The sequence below is a fragment of the Cohaesibacter marisflavi genome (genome assembly GCF_963665895.2).
In the GTDB taxonomy this organism is placed as follows: Bacteria; Pseudomonadota; Alphaproteobacteria; order Rhizobiales; family Cohaesibacteraceae; genus Cohaesibacter; species Cohaesibacter marisflavi.
This window is the reverse complement of record NZ_OY762534.1, coordinates 1,862,814-1,879,806: the sequence shown is the minus strand read 5'-3', so window position 1 is coordinate 1,879,806 and position 16,993 is coordinate 1,862,814. Positions and strand designations below refer to the sequence as shown.

Genomic DNA, 16,993 nt, shown 5'->3' with positions numbered 1-16,993 from the left:
CATTTAACTCTCAATAATCGCGCTCGAAGAAGATGCCGGCTTTGGTTTCCCCGTCTGAGCTGGCTTCGCCATGGGCCTTGATCTGATCGGTGATATCAAGATCGATGCTCACCTTGCCTGCGTCGCTGGCCGTGCTCTTCTCGACATTGATATAGGTGCGATCGTTGATATAGCGCCCGACTCCGACGGTTGTCTCGTTGGTTTCCGCATCAGATTTGATGTCGATATTGTCGATGCCCGCCATGTTGCGCAGGCGGTCCAGAATGCCGGGGCCGGAATTGACCCCGCTAAGGGTCGCCACAGCATTGGCCAACTGTGCAAGCTGAATGGCAGAGAGTTCGGAAAGCTCTTTGTCAAAGAACAGATGCGCCAGAATTTCGTCTTCCGGCAGTGTGGGGGATGAGGAGAGGCCGATCTCGGGCGCGGAGGCGTAGCCCTCAACGGATACGGTGTAGGTGGTGCCGCTGTTGGTTGAAGTGGCCGAGAAATCCAGAGCCGGGTCCAGTGTTCCCGCAAAGGTTACAGTTCCGCTGTCAAAATCCAGTCGTTTGGTGAGAATTTCAAGTCGTCCACGCTGCATGGCAATGGTGCCCAACGGACGCGGATCTGCTGTGGTGCCAGTAATCCGGATGGAGCCACCCAGTTCTGCATCCATGCCGCGACCGCGTATATAGATGCTGCGCGGGGCCTGAATATCTAGATCAAGCCGCATGGCCGGACCGGCATTCGCACTGCTGTCGCTTTGGGCTTTGGGAGCAAATTTCTCAGCCTGTTCTGCGACGCGTCCTTGCGCATTCTTGTGCGATACATCCACTGGAGAGACGGAAGAGGGCAGGGACTCAGGAATGAGGATCTCGGTTGTCTTGAGGTTGACCTGACCGGAAATGACCGACGCCCCTGTCAGCTCACCTTTCAAGTTCATGTTGGCGTTAAACAGGCTCGTGAGGATCTCTTCATATTTATAATTGCCGTCCCGAATGGTAACGGTGATATCGGCTGGCAGACCGGCGTTGGCGTCCATCCCGATGGTACCATTGACTGTCAGTGTGCCCTTCTGGCCCAGCCGTCCCGTTACAGATTCAATGGATGCCTGCTGACCGGCAAGACGAACCGTGCCGCCCAGATCGCGTAGAACAATGCCTGACGAAAATTCAGAGAAACGCGCGCCCTGTGTCGTGATGGTACCATTGATGTTCGGCGCACTGAATGAGCCCGTTATCTTGGCCGAGACCGAAGCCCCCCCTTCAAGCTGCAAGCCTGCATCGGCAAGGCTGCGTGCGGCAAGGGAGAAAGGAACCGAGCCTTCGGCGGATATGTCCATGCTCTGGCGGGTAAGCGAAAGGCTGCCATTGACATTGAGGTCTGCTCCGCCTCCCGTAAGGTGGTTTTGCAAGGAAACAGAATTGTTGGCAAAGCGGCCCGAGCTGCTGATCGCCAATTGTGGAACACCAGCCTGACGGGTCGAGCGGACAGAGAGGCCGCTAACCGTGCCTTGCCAGCTGGCTTCCGGTGCTGCTGAGGTGCCCGAAATTTTGGCCGTCAGATCTAGCTGACCTGTCGGCGTCTCACCCGTTGGTGCGATCTTCTCGGCAATGGCCAGTGGCAGCGCGTCAAGCGCCACATCAAGGGCAAGCTGATCGCCTGCCGAGCCGGAAACCGTCACAAGACCGCTATCGACAGAAAGCTTGAGGGCATTGGCGAGCGAGGCGCCATTGGCCAGATCGACACGCACCGGTTCGACCAAACCGAGATCGATGCCTTTCCAACTGCCAGTGAAGCGATCAAGCGCGAGGGCTGTTTGCCCTTCCTGCTGCAACAGCTTGCCTTCCAGCGTCAAAGGCGCCTGAGAGACTCGTGCCGTCATGGAGAAAGGCAGGGTGCCGTTTCCACCTTTCATATTGGCCTTGAGCGAGCGGATGGTTTCGCCAGAGGCAGAGATGCGTTCAACGGACAGATCGGAATTCATGCTCATGATGCCGGTCGCATCATTGATCTGCGAACTCAGCGTCAGACCGGAAACAAAGATATCCTTCATTGCCAGCTCCGGCGCTGAAGCATCGACAGTGACCGACTGTTTACCGTCGCTGGCCGACAGGGCGATGTCAGCCTTAAGCGAGCCCTTCAGATCCGGCTGCAGCAACAGGGGACCCAACGCGGCAAAATCCTTGATGGCTGCATCCAGATCGCCCGAGGCCAATCCGGCAGGCGATATGGCAAGAGATCCGGTTACTTCAGCGCCCGGTGCCGTGACCGAGAGCTTGTTGATGGAACGGCTGCCATCTTCATTGGTGACGAGCTCAAGGGCGCTCTCTATGGGCGATCCATCATACTGAGCTGAAAGCGTCAATGTGGCGTCCGGTGCAGCATTGGAAGCAAGATCCAGCTTCAGATTTTCGATCGACTTGTCATAGACCGAAAGAGATTGACCGCGTAGGGCGAGGGTCAGTCGTGGGTTGCTGGTCGTTCCTTCAACCGAGAAATCACCTCCCAGAGCGCCGGAAAGCCCCTCATTGAGTGGCTTGATATCTGATAGGGCAAGGGTACCATCAAGTGCCAGCGCATCTGGCGCGTAGCTCCCTTCTGCCGTAAGGGACGCAAGGCCTGCAACCAGCTCGGCCTTGTTGAGACGTATGGTCTCTCCGTCGAGCGCGCTTTCTACCAGTAGGGTCTTGTCGCCAGAGAGGATCGCGTCGAGCGGGGCTGAACCTGTGGCCAGTTGATCGAGCGCCATGGTGGCATTGATCGCTCCTTCGCGATTTTCAATATCAAGCTCCGGCGCGGTGACTGACAGGGATGCGTTTTCAAGTGTAATGGCATCCTGCGACAGGCTGGCAACGGAGCCATCAAGTGTGAGGGCTGCTTTCTGCAAGGTTCCGCTCATGCGTCCCTTGAGGCCCACATGCCCGATCATCAGAGATGGCGCATCTTCTTGCTGCATTTCAATCTGCGTACCCTCAGAGCCCAGATCAAACGCCATCTTTATGTCCAGACTGCTATCCCGATTGTCCAGAAAGCCATTGGCTTCAAGACGCGCCAAGCCGGACGCGAAGGAAAATTGCTTCAGCTCGATCACATCCTCTTGCGACTGCTCAAGCGAAAGGTTGATGTTGCTGGTACCTGCAACGAGGGGAAGAACAGACTGGGGCAAGAAGGGCGAAAGCTTGCCCAGCAGTTTCGCATTGACACGCGATCCGCTTTCATCAAAGCCGACGACCACTTGCCCGCTGACAGTGGTTTTCCCATCAAGCTTGACGGCAAGGTCCGAGCGCCAGTCATTCGCCGGTCCGTCTCCTTTAAGGCTCACATCAACGGCGGGCAGATTGGCAATATCCATCAGACGCGCGGCGAGGCCTCCACGCGGCTCAGTGAATGTCAAGTCCAACAGTCGCTGGTTTGCGGTAGGGTTGAGCGTCCAGCGCGCGCTAAGCCCATCCTCGGGGGCGTCCTGATAATGAAGATCGAGCACCCCATTTGTCTGGAAGGGGGCACCAACAAGCGCCATGTTGCCAGCCAGAGTGAGTTCGGCCTCTTTGCCCAAGAGAGGTTCTCCAAGAGAGATTTTCCCGATGGACAAGCTGTCGATCTGCGCTTCCACGGCTGGCAGGGTTGGGATAAGAGAGCCACCGCTGCTGCTCTCGGCAGCCGGTTGGCTGCTCGCCAGCGGCGTACGCTCAACCGATAGTTCATCCAGCGAGAGCGCATCCACCGACAGGGTGAGGCCAAACAGATCCGCAAGAGAATAGCGGCCAGACAGCCCCTTGGCGGTGAGCCATGGTCCGTCTTTGTCGGACAAGGCAATTTGGCCGATCTCAATGTCGCCCAGAAGACTGTCAACACCTGAAATCTCCACCTTCTGCTCATCGCTACTGGCAACGGAATTGACCAGTGACGTCGTCATCGATAGCCCAAAGCTGGTGGCAAGCAGGAGATAGCCGACCAGCAGCAGAGCCAGGATCAAGAAAAGTAGACTATAGAAACCCCGGAATAGCAGGGTGCGAGCAGACGTCATAGTGGCCTCATGTCTGGAGAGTCTGGAGAATCAGTTCAACAGATGATTACAACTAGAATGCCTGTCCTAGGCCCAGATAAACACCAAATTTGGGCTCATCCTTTATTTTCTTGAGAGGAACGGCCACATCAAGGCGCAGCGGACCAATTGGCGTGAGATAGCGCACGCCTGCTCCCACGCCGGTGTACCATTCGTCTTCAAATTTGGGCATGGAGCTGTTGAACGTGTTGCCGACATCGACAAAGGCGGCAAGGCCGATGGTATCGGTCACTTTCATGCGGGCTTCAAGGGATCCTGCAATATAGGAGCGTCCGCCGGTCGGGTCGTTGCTGGAATCGCGCGGTCCCGCCATCTGGTAGGAATAGCCGCGAATGGAGCCTCCACCGCCGGTAAAGAAGCGTCGGTCGGTTGGCACATCGCTCTTGGATGCGCCCACGATGGTACCCGCAGAGATCTTGCCAGCCAGCACAAAGCGTTTGGCCCTGTCCAGAGACTGATAGGCAGAAAGGGTTGCGCTCGTTTTGAGGAAGCCGATAGAGCCATCGCTGCTGATGGTCGGCTCCGCATCGATCAGTGCATAGAAGCCCTCAGTCGGGTCCAACTTGCTGTCGCGCTTGTCATAGGCCAATTCCAGCGGCGTAGAGAAAAGCAGATTGGTGTTCGTGCCCGAGCTGTCCGTAATGCGCGCATATTCGGTTTTGAAGGCTGCGCGGGTCGAAAGCGCGTCGGTCCACTGATAACTCAGCCCGACTTCGCCACTGACAGCGCGCTTCTGATAGGCCTCGGGATTGGTGAAATCCAACGACAGCTTGGCGTCGAACGTGCTGGCAGGCCCGATCACGCCTGGCTTCTTGAAGATGATGTCGGCGTTATAATCCAGATCCTTGACGTCATCCTGCCCGATATTGGCAATCGAGCCCTGAACGCGCAGACTTTCCGCCCCGCCAAACAGGTTACGATGCACCCAATAGCCTTCCAACCCGACGCCATCCAGATTGCCGATGGTAACACCGGCGCCGATGGTGCGGAACTTGCGTTCCTTGACGGAAATCTCGATCGGCAGGCTACCATCATCCAGAACCACATCAGCCGTTTTGACGATAACGCTGTCAAACACACCAAGCGCTCTGAGATTTCGGCTGGCCCTGGTAATGGCTTCGGGGCTGTAGGTTTCGCCCACGGGTATGTTGGCCTGCTGGACGATCAGCTCGCTTTTGACATCCTCGTTGCCGGTCACTGTCACCTGCCCGAGACGGGCTCGTGGGCCATGGTCAACGCGCAGCGTGACATCCAGCTTGCCGGTCTTGTGATCGGCAGCAAGGGAGCGCTCTTCGATTTTTGCAAGAGCAAAGCCGCGCTTCTTATAGTCGGCGACAATGGCGCTTTCTGCATCCAGCACCAGCTGCGAATAGGCAGGAGATCCAGCGATGACGCCATATTCACCGAGATCGATCGCTTCCCCGTTGCTCAACTGGGCATCCGGTTTGGAGAAGGTGAATACGCGTCCACTCGATACCGAGACGGCAACCTTGGCCGGACCGGCTGAAGACAATTCCTCATCCAGCGGTACACGATCATAGCGTTCGCCATTGACGGTGATATCCACCGTGCCACCATAAAGGCCTTTTTGATAGAGCGCGGCGATGAGGCGTTTCTGGTCGCTTCGTGCGCGCATCAACAGGCCTGTGGTGCCGGAAGCTGGCTCTTCCTCTTTCTCGATCAGAAGGGACGTGTCTTTCAGCTCATCGGTCAGCGCATCGTCATCGCTCGTAAGTGTGACTGAATAGGTTACAGGGTCTGGGATATCGGCGGTCGGCTCTGCCTCGGAGACGGCTTTGATGCCACTGGTGCTGAACTCATAGCCGAACAACTCAAATGCGGCAGCCGGACTGGTCCAGCCTGTAGACAAAAGCGTACTCGCAAGGCAGAGCGCAACAAGAGAAGAACCTCCTTTGCGAACGAGCCTTGTTTGAGCGCTTGATTGTCGCTCTGCATTGTGTGTCAGCCGAGACAGCAAAATTACATACTCCGAACTCAATGGCATTTTGAGGCGATGAGACCTGATCAGCCCCGGTCAGCTAACATTAGCTTAACCAAAATTTCCAAATAAATTGTAATTATTTACCCTGATACGCAAATTGTTCTCATTCGGTTCAGATTCAATAGCACATTGAAAATAATTCAGAAAGTCTCGTCCGGAAAATAGACACCGCTCAGCTTGACACTGATGGTCCGAAAAGGAAAATAAAAGCTCACTGAGCGCTCTATTGCGACATATTCTGAGTGTTTGATATGTCCAGATTTGACAAAATTTCAAATTTGGCTTTAGCTTTTGATATTCATTTCCCGATTGCTCTTCTTCAGACAAGGTATTTTTGATGGATATTCGCAATTACACCAGCTTTGTTGCCGTGGCCGAATTGATGAATTTCACAAAGGCTGCGGAACGGTTGAATATCACCCAGTCTGCCCTTTCCCGACAGGTCAAGGCGCTTGAAGATTATCTGGGCGTAAAACTTTTCGAAAAGTCTGGACGAAATATACGCTTCACCCCGCAGGGCGAGGCTCTACTGGCCAAGATCAACAATGTTCTGGTGGCGGATAGGGAACTGCGTACCTTTGCAGACGATCTCACAGAGGGGGAATCCGGCCTTCTCAAAATCGGCGCATGCTCGCAACTGATCGAGCGCTACATGCCGAGCTTTCTGAAGAAATGGACCGAAGACAATCCGGACATCGAGATCCGCCTTGAAGATGGCGGTGGACCTGAGCTGGCGAGCAAGCTGGTGGATGGTGTCTTCCATCTGACCATCAGCGCCGAACCGTCTGCACCGATCGAGGTTTTGGAAAGTCGTCCTCTGGGGCAGCTCGGTTTTCTGGCTGTTGGTGGCGCGGAGTTTCTGGGCAATGAGGAAGACCCGATCGAGATTGAAGAATTGCTTAGCCTGCCCATTCTGACGCTCAACAAGAAACATGTCTCCCGTGAGGTGTTTGATGCAGCCTGCCGGGTGAGTGGAACCGTGCCTCGTGTGGTGCTGGAGAGCAATTCGCCCCACACGTTGCTGGCCATGTCTATCGGCGGCAACGGCGTAGCTGTCGTGCCATCGTCTGCCCAGCCGCAAGAGCCAAAGCTGCGCAGCCGCCCCATTGCGCTCAAGGGTGAACCGATTACCTTTGGGATTTGCGCCATGTGGAATGTGCGCCAGCCGTTGCCCGCCTATGGTCAGCGCTTTATTGATTCCCTCGGAGACCATATTTGTAACGAGCAATATCAGGAAGAATTTTCACTTCATCCCGCACAATATGGGCATCTTCAGGTCATATAATCGTTTGATTTTTGCGCAAAACAGCAATCCATGCAGAATGCGCATGGTTTATACGTAAAAATATTCATTGGACGCGCTGTTCCAACTGACGCTACGCTGCTTATTGTTTAGGCAAGATGGCTTGCTGCATCAATATTATGCAGTGGCTGGGCATGGAGTAGGGTAGCGCAAAATGAGCTTCATAAAAAATCTCAATCAGGAAAGCATCGTACTGGCGATTACGGTGGTTATGTTTGCGCTGGCGTCTTTGCTTCTGCCGGGTTTCTTCTCGGCAAACAATCTGGTTGCCATTGTGCGCTCTGTTTCCGTTTTGGGGATCCTTGCTCTTGGCATGGCCATGATTATTATCGGTCGTGGCATTGACCTTTCCATGGTAGCCATCATGGCTATGTCCGTTGCCTGCTATTTGCAAATGCTCAATTCGGGCATGGGAGAGGGTAGTGCTCTTGTTCTGGCTTTGGCTGGCGTGTTGGCCATCGGGCTGATTAACGGCGTTCTGGTGGCCTATGCCGATGTGCCCGCTATTTTCGTAACGCTGGCCAGCTCATCATTTGTTTTCGGCTTTGTGCGGTCCCAGCTGATCAACACCGATGCTGTCCCTGTGCCGTCCGGGCACTGGGTCGAGATTCTTGGCGATATGCGCTTTATGAGCATTCCGGTCGAGGTCTTCCTCTTTGCCGGTCTTGCCCTTGCGACTTTCCTGTTCCTGCGTTACAGCAAGTGGGGACGCTATGTCTATTATGCGGGCGACAACCCGGAGGCTGCGCGCAATTCCGGCATGCCGGTCCGTCCGATGATGGTGCTGCGCTATGTGATTTCCGCGCTCATTGCCTTCATCGCCGGCATTCTTACTGCTTCCAGCCTGCATTCCATCAATACCCGTATCGTCAATTCCAACCTGCTCTATGACATTGTGCTGATCACGGTCATCGGAGGCATCGGCCTCTCAGGCGGCAAAGGGGGCGTGCGCAACGTTTTGTTCGGCGCAGCTCTTATCGGTATTATGCTCAACGCCATGACGATCATCGATATTCCGCTGCTCTACCAGAATCTGATCAAGGCAGGCATCCTGCTGGGCGCCATCATCGTCGACGGTATTCTCAATCCCCGCGATGAACAGACTGCGCAGCAGGGAGACATTTAAAGCAAGCCCCGTATAGACCCCTCAAGACCCCACTACACCCACGAAGTCCAGAACCAACAGTATCTATACCAATAAAAATCAAAAGTCCGAGCAATCACAATCCTTTCCAACAGAGGGACAGACATGAACATCATCAAGACCCTTATGGCCGCGACTGCGGCGCTTACCATCAGCTCAGCCGCCCTTGTTACGCAGGTTGCTGCCGCCGGCGATCCTGCACCACAGATCTATGCAAAGGCCATGGAAGGCAAGCGTATCATGCTCGTGCCGATGGCCATGGGCTTCGATCTGGCGCAGGGCTGGGCCGCTATCCTGAAGCGTGAAGTGGACGCCTTTGGCGGCATCTTCGAAACCCGCGACCCCAACTGGAGCGTGGAAGCTGGCGCACAGGCCATCACCGAAGCCATTGCCTCAGAAAACAAGCCTGACGTTCTGATTGTCATGTCACCGGACATGAACTCCTATTCCAAGCTGATGAAGCGCGCCCAGAAGGCTGGCATCTATGTCATCCTCGTGGACAACCCGGCCAACTTCAAGGCTGATGCCTATGTTGGTAGTGATTGGACCCAGCTTGGCCGTCTGGAAGCAGAAGCCGTTGTCAAAGGCTGTGGCCCGGATTCTTCCAAGAAGATTGGTCTGGTGCAGGGCGATCAGGTCAACGCAACCAGCCTGTTCCAATATGCAGGCATCATGGAAGTGCTCGCCAAATATCCTGAGTTCGAAGTGGTCGCCAAGCCTGATTCCAACTGGGATGCCACTACCTCGCGTAACGTGACCACCACCATGTTGCAGCAGAATCCTGATATCTGCGGCATCATCGACTTCTGGGATGGGGATGCCTCTGGTGCCGCCGCAGCCATTCGCGATGCTGGCAAGCAGGACGATGTTTTCCTTGTCACCACGGGCGGCGGTGAGAAAACCGCTGACTGTGATCTCATCGAAGATGGCACCTATGGTGCCGTGGTCATGACTGACTTGGCTCAGGAAACCCACAATATGGTGGCGATCATCAAATATCTGCTCCAGAGCGGTCAGCCTGCAGGCACCTCAGCGCCGTATATCTACACGTTGCTGAAGGCAACCACCAAAGACAACCTCAAGCCTGACAGCTGTTGGGATCTTGCCGCGCTTCAGGCTGAAGCTGCTGGCGAATAAAAGTCGCGATCTGGTCTGGCAGCGCTTGGGGCGCTGCCAGCCTTAATCGGGCGCGGGCAGGGTGCTTTTAGTCTGCCCGTTCCACTCCGCCTCCTTGCCGGTGCTGATCCGCAGTCAAGCAGGTGGAATCTTTGTTTTTTCTATTCCCACTCCGTCTCTTTCTGGAATCCTCCCTTACGTGACGGATGGCTCAAGTCGTCGGAAAATTGATAGATGGCCTTTCGTGAAAGACTGCAAGCCTGGCGCTACAATACCATTCCTGATCATCTTATCGGGGAGATCCTGACCAAGCGTTGGACGGATAACGCCATTCCCTTCATTGCCCTGGTGATCACTGTGGCCGCCTTCGGATCTGCTATTCCGGGGTTTTTCAGACCCTATTCCTTGCAGGAATCCACCAGGCAACTGGGGGAATTCTCTCTGGTCGTTACGGGGTTGTCTGTTGTCATGCTGGGGGGCGGCATTGACCTGTCGGTTGGCTCCATCTTTGCGCTGGCGACATTTGCGTCTGTTGGGACCTTCTTCATTTTCGAAGCGCCGGTGTGGGTCTGTCTGTTGGCTGCCATCGCAACGGGTGTTGTCTGCGGCGCGATCAACGGCTATCTCATCGGCTTTCTGCGCCTGCGCGCTTTCCTCACTACGCTGGTGACCTTCATCATTGGCCGCGCCCTGTTTGATATTCTCGTGGTGCAATATGGTGCCGCAACGCAGATGTCTTTCATGTCGTCCGACTTGTGGGATTTCATCGGTGATGGCACGCTGTTTGGCTTCTCGGTGCCGGTGTTGACGGCGATTGTCTTTGCGCTGATCACCCACATTGCTCTCACCCGATCGAGGCCTGGCTGGCATGTGCAGGCAGTTGGGGGCTCTCGCCGCTCGGCGCATAATGCCGGTATCCGCGTGCGGCGCACTGTTTTCATGACCTATGTCTTTTCAGGCTTTTGTGCCGGCGTGTCTGGCTTCCTCATGGCAACACGATTGTCGAGCGCTGGGCCGGGCACGGGCCACGGTCTTGAAATTCTGGCGCTGACGGCTGCCGTTGTTGGCGGCAACTCCTTGGGCGGTGGTCGTGGCTCCGTGGTCAAGGGCATCATGGGCGCGATCATCGTGCTGGTGATGACCAACGGTCTTATTCGCCTTGGCTTCGGTACGGGCACCAACCAGATGGTTCTTGGCATCATGTTGGCGCTCGCTGTTACCATCGATATCCGCTGGCTGAAAAACCGCCACAAGGTGCTCAACGAGGTCTATGTCGCGCCGGTCTATCTCAAGATGGGCAAATCGGAATCCGCAGAACCTGGATCCGGCTCGGCCTATTCCCTCAACAACAAGCTTTCCTCGGCCCAGCATATAGGTCTGGGCGAGTTGGAAGGGCCTGAGGATGTGATCCTCGACCGCGATGATCATCTTTATTGCGGCACACGCCATGGCGAGATCATCCGCTACTTTGCACCCGACTATAAACGGTCTGAAGTCTTTGCCCATGTCGGTGGCTTCCCGCTGGGGCTGGCCTTCGACAAGGATCAAAACCTCATCACCTGCGTTGGTGCGATGGGGCTCTACAAAATCTCGCCGGACCGCGAAGTCACGCGCCTTTCTGCCGAGACGCGCCGTTCGCTGACCTCCATCGTCGATGACGCCCGCATGCGTGATCCGAACGACCTCGACATCGCGCCTGACGGCAAGATCTATTTCACCGATTCCACCAAGCGCTATGATGCTCATGAATGGATGCTCGACTCTATTGAGAACCGTGGGACAGGGCGCCTGTTGGTCTATGATCCCAAGGATGGCTCCACCAAGACGCTGCTTGATGGCTACCGCTACACCAACGGCGTGTGCATGGCCCATGATGGTCAGTCGCTCTATTTCTCTGAAAGCTGGAGAAGCCGCATCCATCGTTATTGGATCGCTGGCCCCAAGGCAGGTACCGTGGAATGTGTCATCAAGGATATGCCGGGCTATACCGATAATATCAACCGTGCGTCCGATGGCACCTACTGGATGGCATGGCTCGGCATGCGCACACCCAGTTTTGACCTCTCACTGCGCCACCCGGACATGCGCAAGCGCATGACCCGTCGCCTGCCGCAGGATGACTGGTTGTTCCCGAACATCAACACCGGCGGTATCGTCAAATTCGACGACAGCGGCACAATCATCCAGACCATGGGTGATCTTACCGGTCAGAACCACCCGATGGTGACCTCGATGCGCGAGCATAAGGGCAAGCTCTTTATCGGTGGCATTCTGAACAACCGCATCGGCCTGTTTGATATTGAAGGTGCCGACCCGAACTGGACCGGCATGACGTCCTATTGGGGAGAAAAAGCATGATCCTCGATCCCATCCTCGATATTTTCCGCGGCAAGGCCGTCACCATTCCGCCCATGGATGGCGCTTTCCGTCCGAACACGGTGCTGGATGACGCCGAAATTGTCTCCCACCTTTCCGAGCCGGACAATCTGGCCGTGCTGAAAGGAGAGGTGATTGCCTCCTCGGGCAATGCCATCTATGCCATAAACAAGGGCAACGAGCCCAAGGTGCTGCGCTCTTTCGAAGCGCCGATCACGGCCCTGGCTGTTTCGCCCGACGATAAACTGGCGGTCGCTCTGGAAACTGGCCAGCTCTTCGTTGAAGGGGAGCCTGTCCATCTGCTCGAAGAGATCAAGGCAATCACCGCACTGGCCTATTCCTATGATGGCTCTCTCTGGTTGGCCAATGGCTCTTCGGAACATGCCTGCTCGGATTGGGCTGCCGACCTGATGAGCAAGAAGGCCTGCGGGTCTATCTGGGTGCGCCATACCCCTAGCGAGCCGTTCGAAAAGGTCGCCGGCGGCTTGGCCTATCCCTTTGGTCTGTGCCCCTTGAGCGGTGGCCGTGTGGTCTTCTCTGAATGCTGGAAGCATCGCGTGATGCAGATCGATGCAGACAAGAATTTATCCACGCTGATTGACCAGATTCCCGGATATCCTTCCCGCATCATGCCGACAGAGGATGGTGGCGCTATTCTATCCGTTTTTGCCCCGCGCAACCGTCTGGTGGAGTTGGTGCTGCAGGAAAAACATTATCGCTATGACATGATGGAAAGCGTTCCCCGCGAATACTGGATTGCTCCGGCGCTCTATTCCAACCGCAGCTTCCTTGAGCCGCTGCAATGTGGCGGCATCCGCACCATGGGTGTTTACAAGGCTTGGGCCCCGGCTCGTTCCTACGGCATGGTCGTGCGGTTGGGCAAGGCCATGAACCCGATCACCAGTATGCACAGCCGTTCAAATGGCAACCGTCATGGTGTCTGCTGCGCCATCGAGCATGGTGGCGAGATCATCGTCGCTTCCAAGGGCGGTGATTTGCTGCTTGGCATCGAAGATACGAAAGCGGAGGGCTAAGGATATGGACCCCATCATTCGCATGGAAAAAATCACCAAGGCCTACCGCGGCGTTCCTGCCATCAAGGACGTGGATTTCGAGCTGCACAAGGGCGAAGTGCACGCGCTTCTCGGTGAGAACGGCGCTGGCAAATCCACCCTTACCAAGATGATGGCGGGCGTGGTCGAGCCAACCAGTGGCAAGATGTTCCATCATGGCAAGGAGACGGTCTTTACCAACCCGAATGAGGCACTTGAAGCGGGCATTGCCATGGTGTTTCAGGAAACCAGCCTTGTTCCATCCATGACGGTGGCGCAGAATCTTTATCTGGGCTCGGAGAGCTTCCTCAATCGCTTGCGTGGCACCTTCATTTCGGCCCAGCAGTTCTTGCAATCGCTCAACTTCTCTGTAGACCCGACAGCGTTGGTCGCCACCCTTGGTGCTGCCAAGCGGCAGATGGTCGAGATTGCCCGTGCGGTGCATCACAAGGCCGAAGTCATCATTTTCGATGAGCCGACCGCTACCCTTACACCGGAAGAAAAGCGCCATTTCTTTGCGCTGATCGAGCGGCTCAAAAAGAGCGGCGTGTCGATTATCTTCATCAGCCATGCCCTTGAGGAAGCACTTCAGATTTCCGATCGCATCACCATCCTGCGCGATGGTGAATTGGTGGCCAGTGACAAGACCGAGAATTTCACCCGCGACACGGTGATTGCTGCCATGGTCGGCCGTACCCTTTCGGGCGAGCTTTATCGCGATCGTGGCGAAAGCGGCGTACGCAAGGCGGGCAAGAAGGTGCTCTCCGTGCAGGATATTTCCATGGGCGCCATGGTTCGCAACAACTCTTTCTCCGTTTTTGCTGGCCAGATCACCGGCGTCTTTGGGCTGATCGGGTCTGGCCGTACCGAGACTTTCAAGATCATTTCCGGCATCTACAAGCGCGACTTCCTGCGCGGCGGAACCGTGGTGCTCAACGAAAAGCCGACCCGCTATTATGTACCGCGCGAAGCGGTCAATGACGGTATTGTCTATGTCACCGAAGATCGAAAGAGCGAAGGCTTCTTCGAAACCATGTCGATTGCCGAGAATATCTATGCGGGGCTCATTGCTGCCGGTCATGACAAGGCCTGGTATATCAGCAAGAACGAAATGAGCGATGTAGCGGCCGCCTGGTCCAAAAAGCTGAACATCAAAGCCATTAATGACAATGCCCGCGTGGTCGAGCTTTCCGGTGGTAACCAGCAGAAGGTAGTGATCGGCAAGGGACTGGTGCAGGAGCCCAAACTGGTGATTTTCGATGAACCCACCCGCGGTGTGGATGTGGGGGCTATTGCGGAAATCCATCAGATCATCAACGGCTTGGCTGATCAGGGGCTGGCGGTGGTGGTGATTTCTTCCTACCTGCCAGAGATCATGAACCTCTCAGACCGTATTCTCGTCTGCCGACAGGGGCGCATCGTGGAGGAATTTTCACCTGCTGAGGCGACCGAGGAAAAAATCATGTATGCGGCAGTCCATTAACGGCCCAAAACTCATCGAGGAGAAACATGATGGCATCCGAGCGCGCAATGTGGACCTATTACAAGGGCGATTGGCATGAGGGAGATGTGCGCATTCTGGGCGCCGCTTCTCATGCAACATGGCTCGGGTCTTTGGTGTTTGACGGCGCGCGCCTGTTTGAGGGCGTTTCACCGGATCTGGACCTGCATTGCCAGCGGATCAATCGCTCTGCTGAAGCCCTGATGCTGGACCCGACCTTTACGGGGGACGAGATCGAAGCACTTGCCAAAGACGGCATCAAGAAATTTGCTCCCGATACCGATGTCTATATCCGGCCAATGTATTGGGCAGAGGAAAGCGATATCGGTACCTTGCCACCGCTGGCCTCATCGACCGATTTTGCCCTTTGTCTCGAAGAAATTCCGATGGTGGAGCCGTCAGGTTTTTCCATTACCACCACCCAGTTCCGCCGCCCGACCATTGCCGTTGCACCGACCAACGCCAAGGCAGCCGGCCTTTATGCCAACAATGCCCGCATGGTGCGTGAAGCCCAGAAAAAGGGCTTTGACAATGCATTGGTCACCGATTGCGCGGGCAATGTAGCCGAACTGGCCACCGCCAACGTTTTCATGGTGCGCGGCGGGGAGGTGTTCACCTCCATCCCCAATGGCACCTTCCTTGCTGGCATCACGCGCAAGCGTGTCCTCGGGCTGTTGCGCGACGCTGGCTACACCGTGCATGAAATGACCCTGACGGTTCAGGATTTCATGGAAGCGGACGAAATTTTTTCTACCGGGAATATCTCCAAGGTCATCCCGGTATCTCGCATAGAAGACCGGGAACTCGCATACGGGCCAATCACCAAGAAGGCTCGTTCACTCTATATGGAATGGGCACACGCCTAGGAGGATACCACAATGGCAACTGTCAAATTGCTCACCAATGAAGAAGCCGAAAAGATCCCGGCCGTAAAGGAAGTCTTTGACGAAATTCGCGACCTGCGCAAAACCGACTTCATCAACAACTTCTGGCGTGCGCTGGGAGCGGCTGATCCGGCCTTGCTCAAACGCACATGGGAAGGGCTCAAGGCTGTCATGATGACACCGGGCAACATTGACCCGATGACGCGCGAGATGATTTACATCGCCGTTTCAGCAGCCAACGCCTGTTCCTATTGCCTGCATTCGCACACGGCGCAGGCCCGCGCCAAGGGTATGACTGAAGACACCTATGCCGAGTTGCTCTCCATTGTCGGGCTGGCTGCACAGACGAACCATATGGTGACTGCTATGCAGGTGCCTGTTGACCCCGAATTTTTGGCCTGAGCGCCTGACATAAACACATGACTTGGGCTCCGACGCCTCTTTTTGATGCGGCGTCGGTGCAAAAATCGGAGAAGAAAATGGATATGGCACTTGTCGCTTCCAGACCTGGTGGTCCGGAAGTAATGGAGTGGTGCGCGCTGGAAACAGGCGAACCCGGACCCGGAGAAGCCTTGGTGCGCCACACTGCAATTGGCGTCAATTTTATCGATGTCTATAATCGCACGGGGCTTTATCCCTGGGCAGAAGACACGATGATCCCTGGCGCGGAGGCTGCTGGTGTTGTAGAAGCCATCGGTGCAGGCGTCGAAGGGCTCAAGGTTGGCGACCGGGTTGCTTATGTACTCAAGTTCGGTGCCTATCGCGAGCGCCGCGTGCTTGCCGCGGATCGTCTGGTTGTGCTGCCCGATGGGGTATCCGATGACCTAGCTGCTTCCGTCATGCTCAAGGGCCTGACCGCGCAGTATCTCGTTACCTCCTCCTATGCCGTCAAGGCAGGGGATACGGTGTTGGTTCATGCCGCCGCTGGCGGGGTTGGCCTCATTCTGGGCCAGTGGCTCAAGGCCCTGGGCGCGCGCGCCATAGGCACGGCAGGCTCGGCGGAAAAGGTCGCGCTTGCGCTTCAGCATGGCTATAGCGATGTCATCAACTATCGTGAAGAGAATTTTGCCGAGAAGGTCATGGAACTGACCGGAGGCGAAGGCTGCGAAGTGGTCTATGACAGCGTTGGTAAGGATACATGGCGTGGGTCGATCAGTTGCCTCAAGCCTTTTGGCATGTTTGCCAACTTTGGACAGTCGTCCGGCATGATCGAGGATTTCAAACTCTCCGATTTGGCCAGTGGATCAAAAGCCGCCTGCCGCCCTGTATTGTTTGACTATGTGGCCAAGCGGTCCGATCTGGAAGCACGCGCTGCGGATCTTTTTGACAAACTTGTCAGTGGTGCGGTGAAGGCCGATGTGGTGGCATCCGTACCTTTGAAAGACGCAGGCAAAGCCCACAAGGCTCTGGAAGGGCGCAAGACCACCGGAGCCACCATTCTCAAACCGTGAGGTAGAGCCGAGAGCTGACAGCTGACAGCATAGGCTCACGTGAAGAATACAAAAAGGCCCAGCATCACAAGATGCCGGGCCTTTGTTTATTGGAAAAGCAGGCTGGCCTGTGGCCA

The 16,993-nt window shown here is 55.8% G+C and carries 11 protein-coding genes; 9 read left to right on the top strand and 2 right to left on the bottom strand.

Annotated elements, in window-relative coordinates:
* Positions 1–10: 10 nt before the first annotated feature.
* Both ACKPCT_RS09690 and ACKPCT_RS09685 read right to left on the bottom strand, forming a co-directional pair.
* On the bottom strand, positions 11–4,009 hold the full coding sequence (locus ACKPCT_RS09690; RefSeq protein ID WP_319569078.1) for a translocation/assembly module TamB domain-containing protein: 3,999 nt from the start codon (positions 4,007–4,009) through the stop codon (positions 11–13).
* Positions 4,010–4,061: 52 nt separating this feature from the next.
* Positions 4,062–5,918, bottom strand: coding sequence for an autotransporter assembly complex protein TamA (locus ACKPCT_RS09685; RefSeq protein ID WP_175527860.1), 1,857 nt, complete (start codon positions 5,916–5,918; stop codon positions 4,062–4,064).
* 469 nt (positions 5,919–6,387) lie between these two features.
* Here ACKPCT_RS09685 and ACKPCT_RS09680 point away from each other — a divergent pair, with 469 nt between their 5' ends.
* The 9 genes from ACKPCT_RS09680 (at position 6,388) to ACKPCT_RS09640 (ending at position 16,877) form a co-directional block, all read left to right on the top strand.
* Entirely contained in the window at positions 6,388–7,335 is a 948-nt protein-coding gene (locus tag ACKPCT_RS09680; protein ID WP_090067984.1) for a LysR family transcriptional regulator, read from the top strand.
* Between the two features lie 172 nt (positions 7,336–7,507).
* Complete coding sequence (locus ACKPCT_RS09675; RefSeq protein WP_319569077.1) at positions 7,508–8,479, top strand: ABC transporter permease; 972 nt, start codon at positions 7,508–7,510, stop codon at positions 8,477–8,479.
* Positions 8,480–8,602: 123 nt separating this feature from the next.
* Positions 8,603–9,634, top strand: a complete 1,032-nt coding sequence (locus ACKPCT_RS09670) for a sugar ABC transporter substrate-binding protein (RefSeq protein ID WP_090067988.1) — start codon at positions 8,603–8,605, stop codon at positions 9,632–9,634.
* 213 nt (positions 9,635–9,847) lie between these two features.
* Positions 9,848–11,971: an ABC transporter permease gene (locus ACKPCT_RS09665; RefSeq protein ID WP_090067990.1), complete on the top strand. Its 2,124-nt coding sequence runs from the start codon at positions 9,848–9,850 to the stop codon at positions 11,969–11,971.
* Entirely contained in the window at positions 11,968–13,023 is a 1,056-nt protein-coding gene (locus tag ACKPCT_RS09660) for a hypothetical protein (RefSeq protein ID WP_319569076.1), read from the top strand. Before ACKPCT_RS09665 ends, ACKPCT_RS09660 begins: the two co-directional genes overlap by 4 nt.
* Positions 13,024–13,027: 4 nt before the next feature.
* Positions 13,028–14,524: a sugar ABC transporter ATP-binding protein gene (locus ACKPCT_RS09655; RefSeq protein WP_090067994.1), complete on the top strand. Its 1,497-nt coding sequence runs from the start codon at positions 13,028–13,030 to the stop codon at positions 14,522–14,524.
* A gap of 29 nt (positions 14,525–14,553) precedes the next feature.
* Entirely contained in the window at positions 14,554–15,408 is an 855-nt protein-coding gene (locus ACKPCT_RS09650) for a branched-chain amino acid aminotransferase (RefSeq protein ID WP_319569408.1), read from the top strand.
* 12 nt (positions 15,409–15,420) lie between these two features.
* Positions 15,421–15,828: a carboxymuconolactone decarboxylase family protein gene (locus ACKPCT_RS09645; RefSeq protein ID WP_090067996.1), complete on the top strand. Its 408-nt coding sequence runs from the start codon at positions 15,421–15,423 to the stop codon at positions 15,826–15,828.
* 77 nt (positions 15,829–15,905) lie between these two features.
* The gene (locus ACKPCT_RS09640; RefSeq protein WP_319569075.1) at positions 15,906–16,877 is read left to right on the top strand and encodes a quinone oxidoreductase family protein; all 972 of its coding nucleotides are present in this window, start codon (positions 15,906–15,908) and stop codon (positions 16,875–16,877) included.
* Positions 16,878–16,993 lie beyond the last annotated feature (116 nt).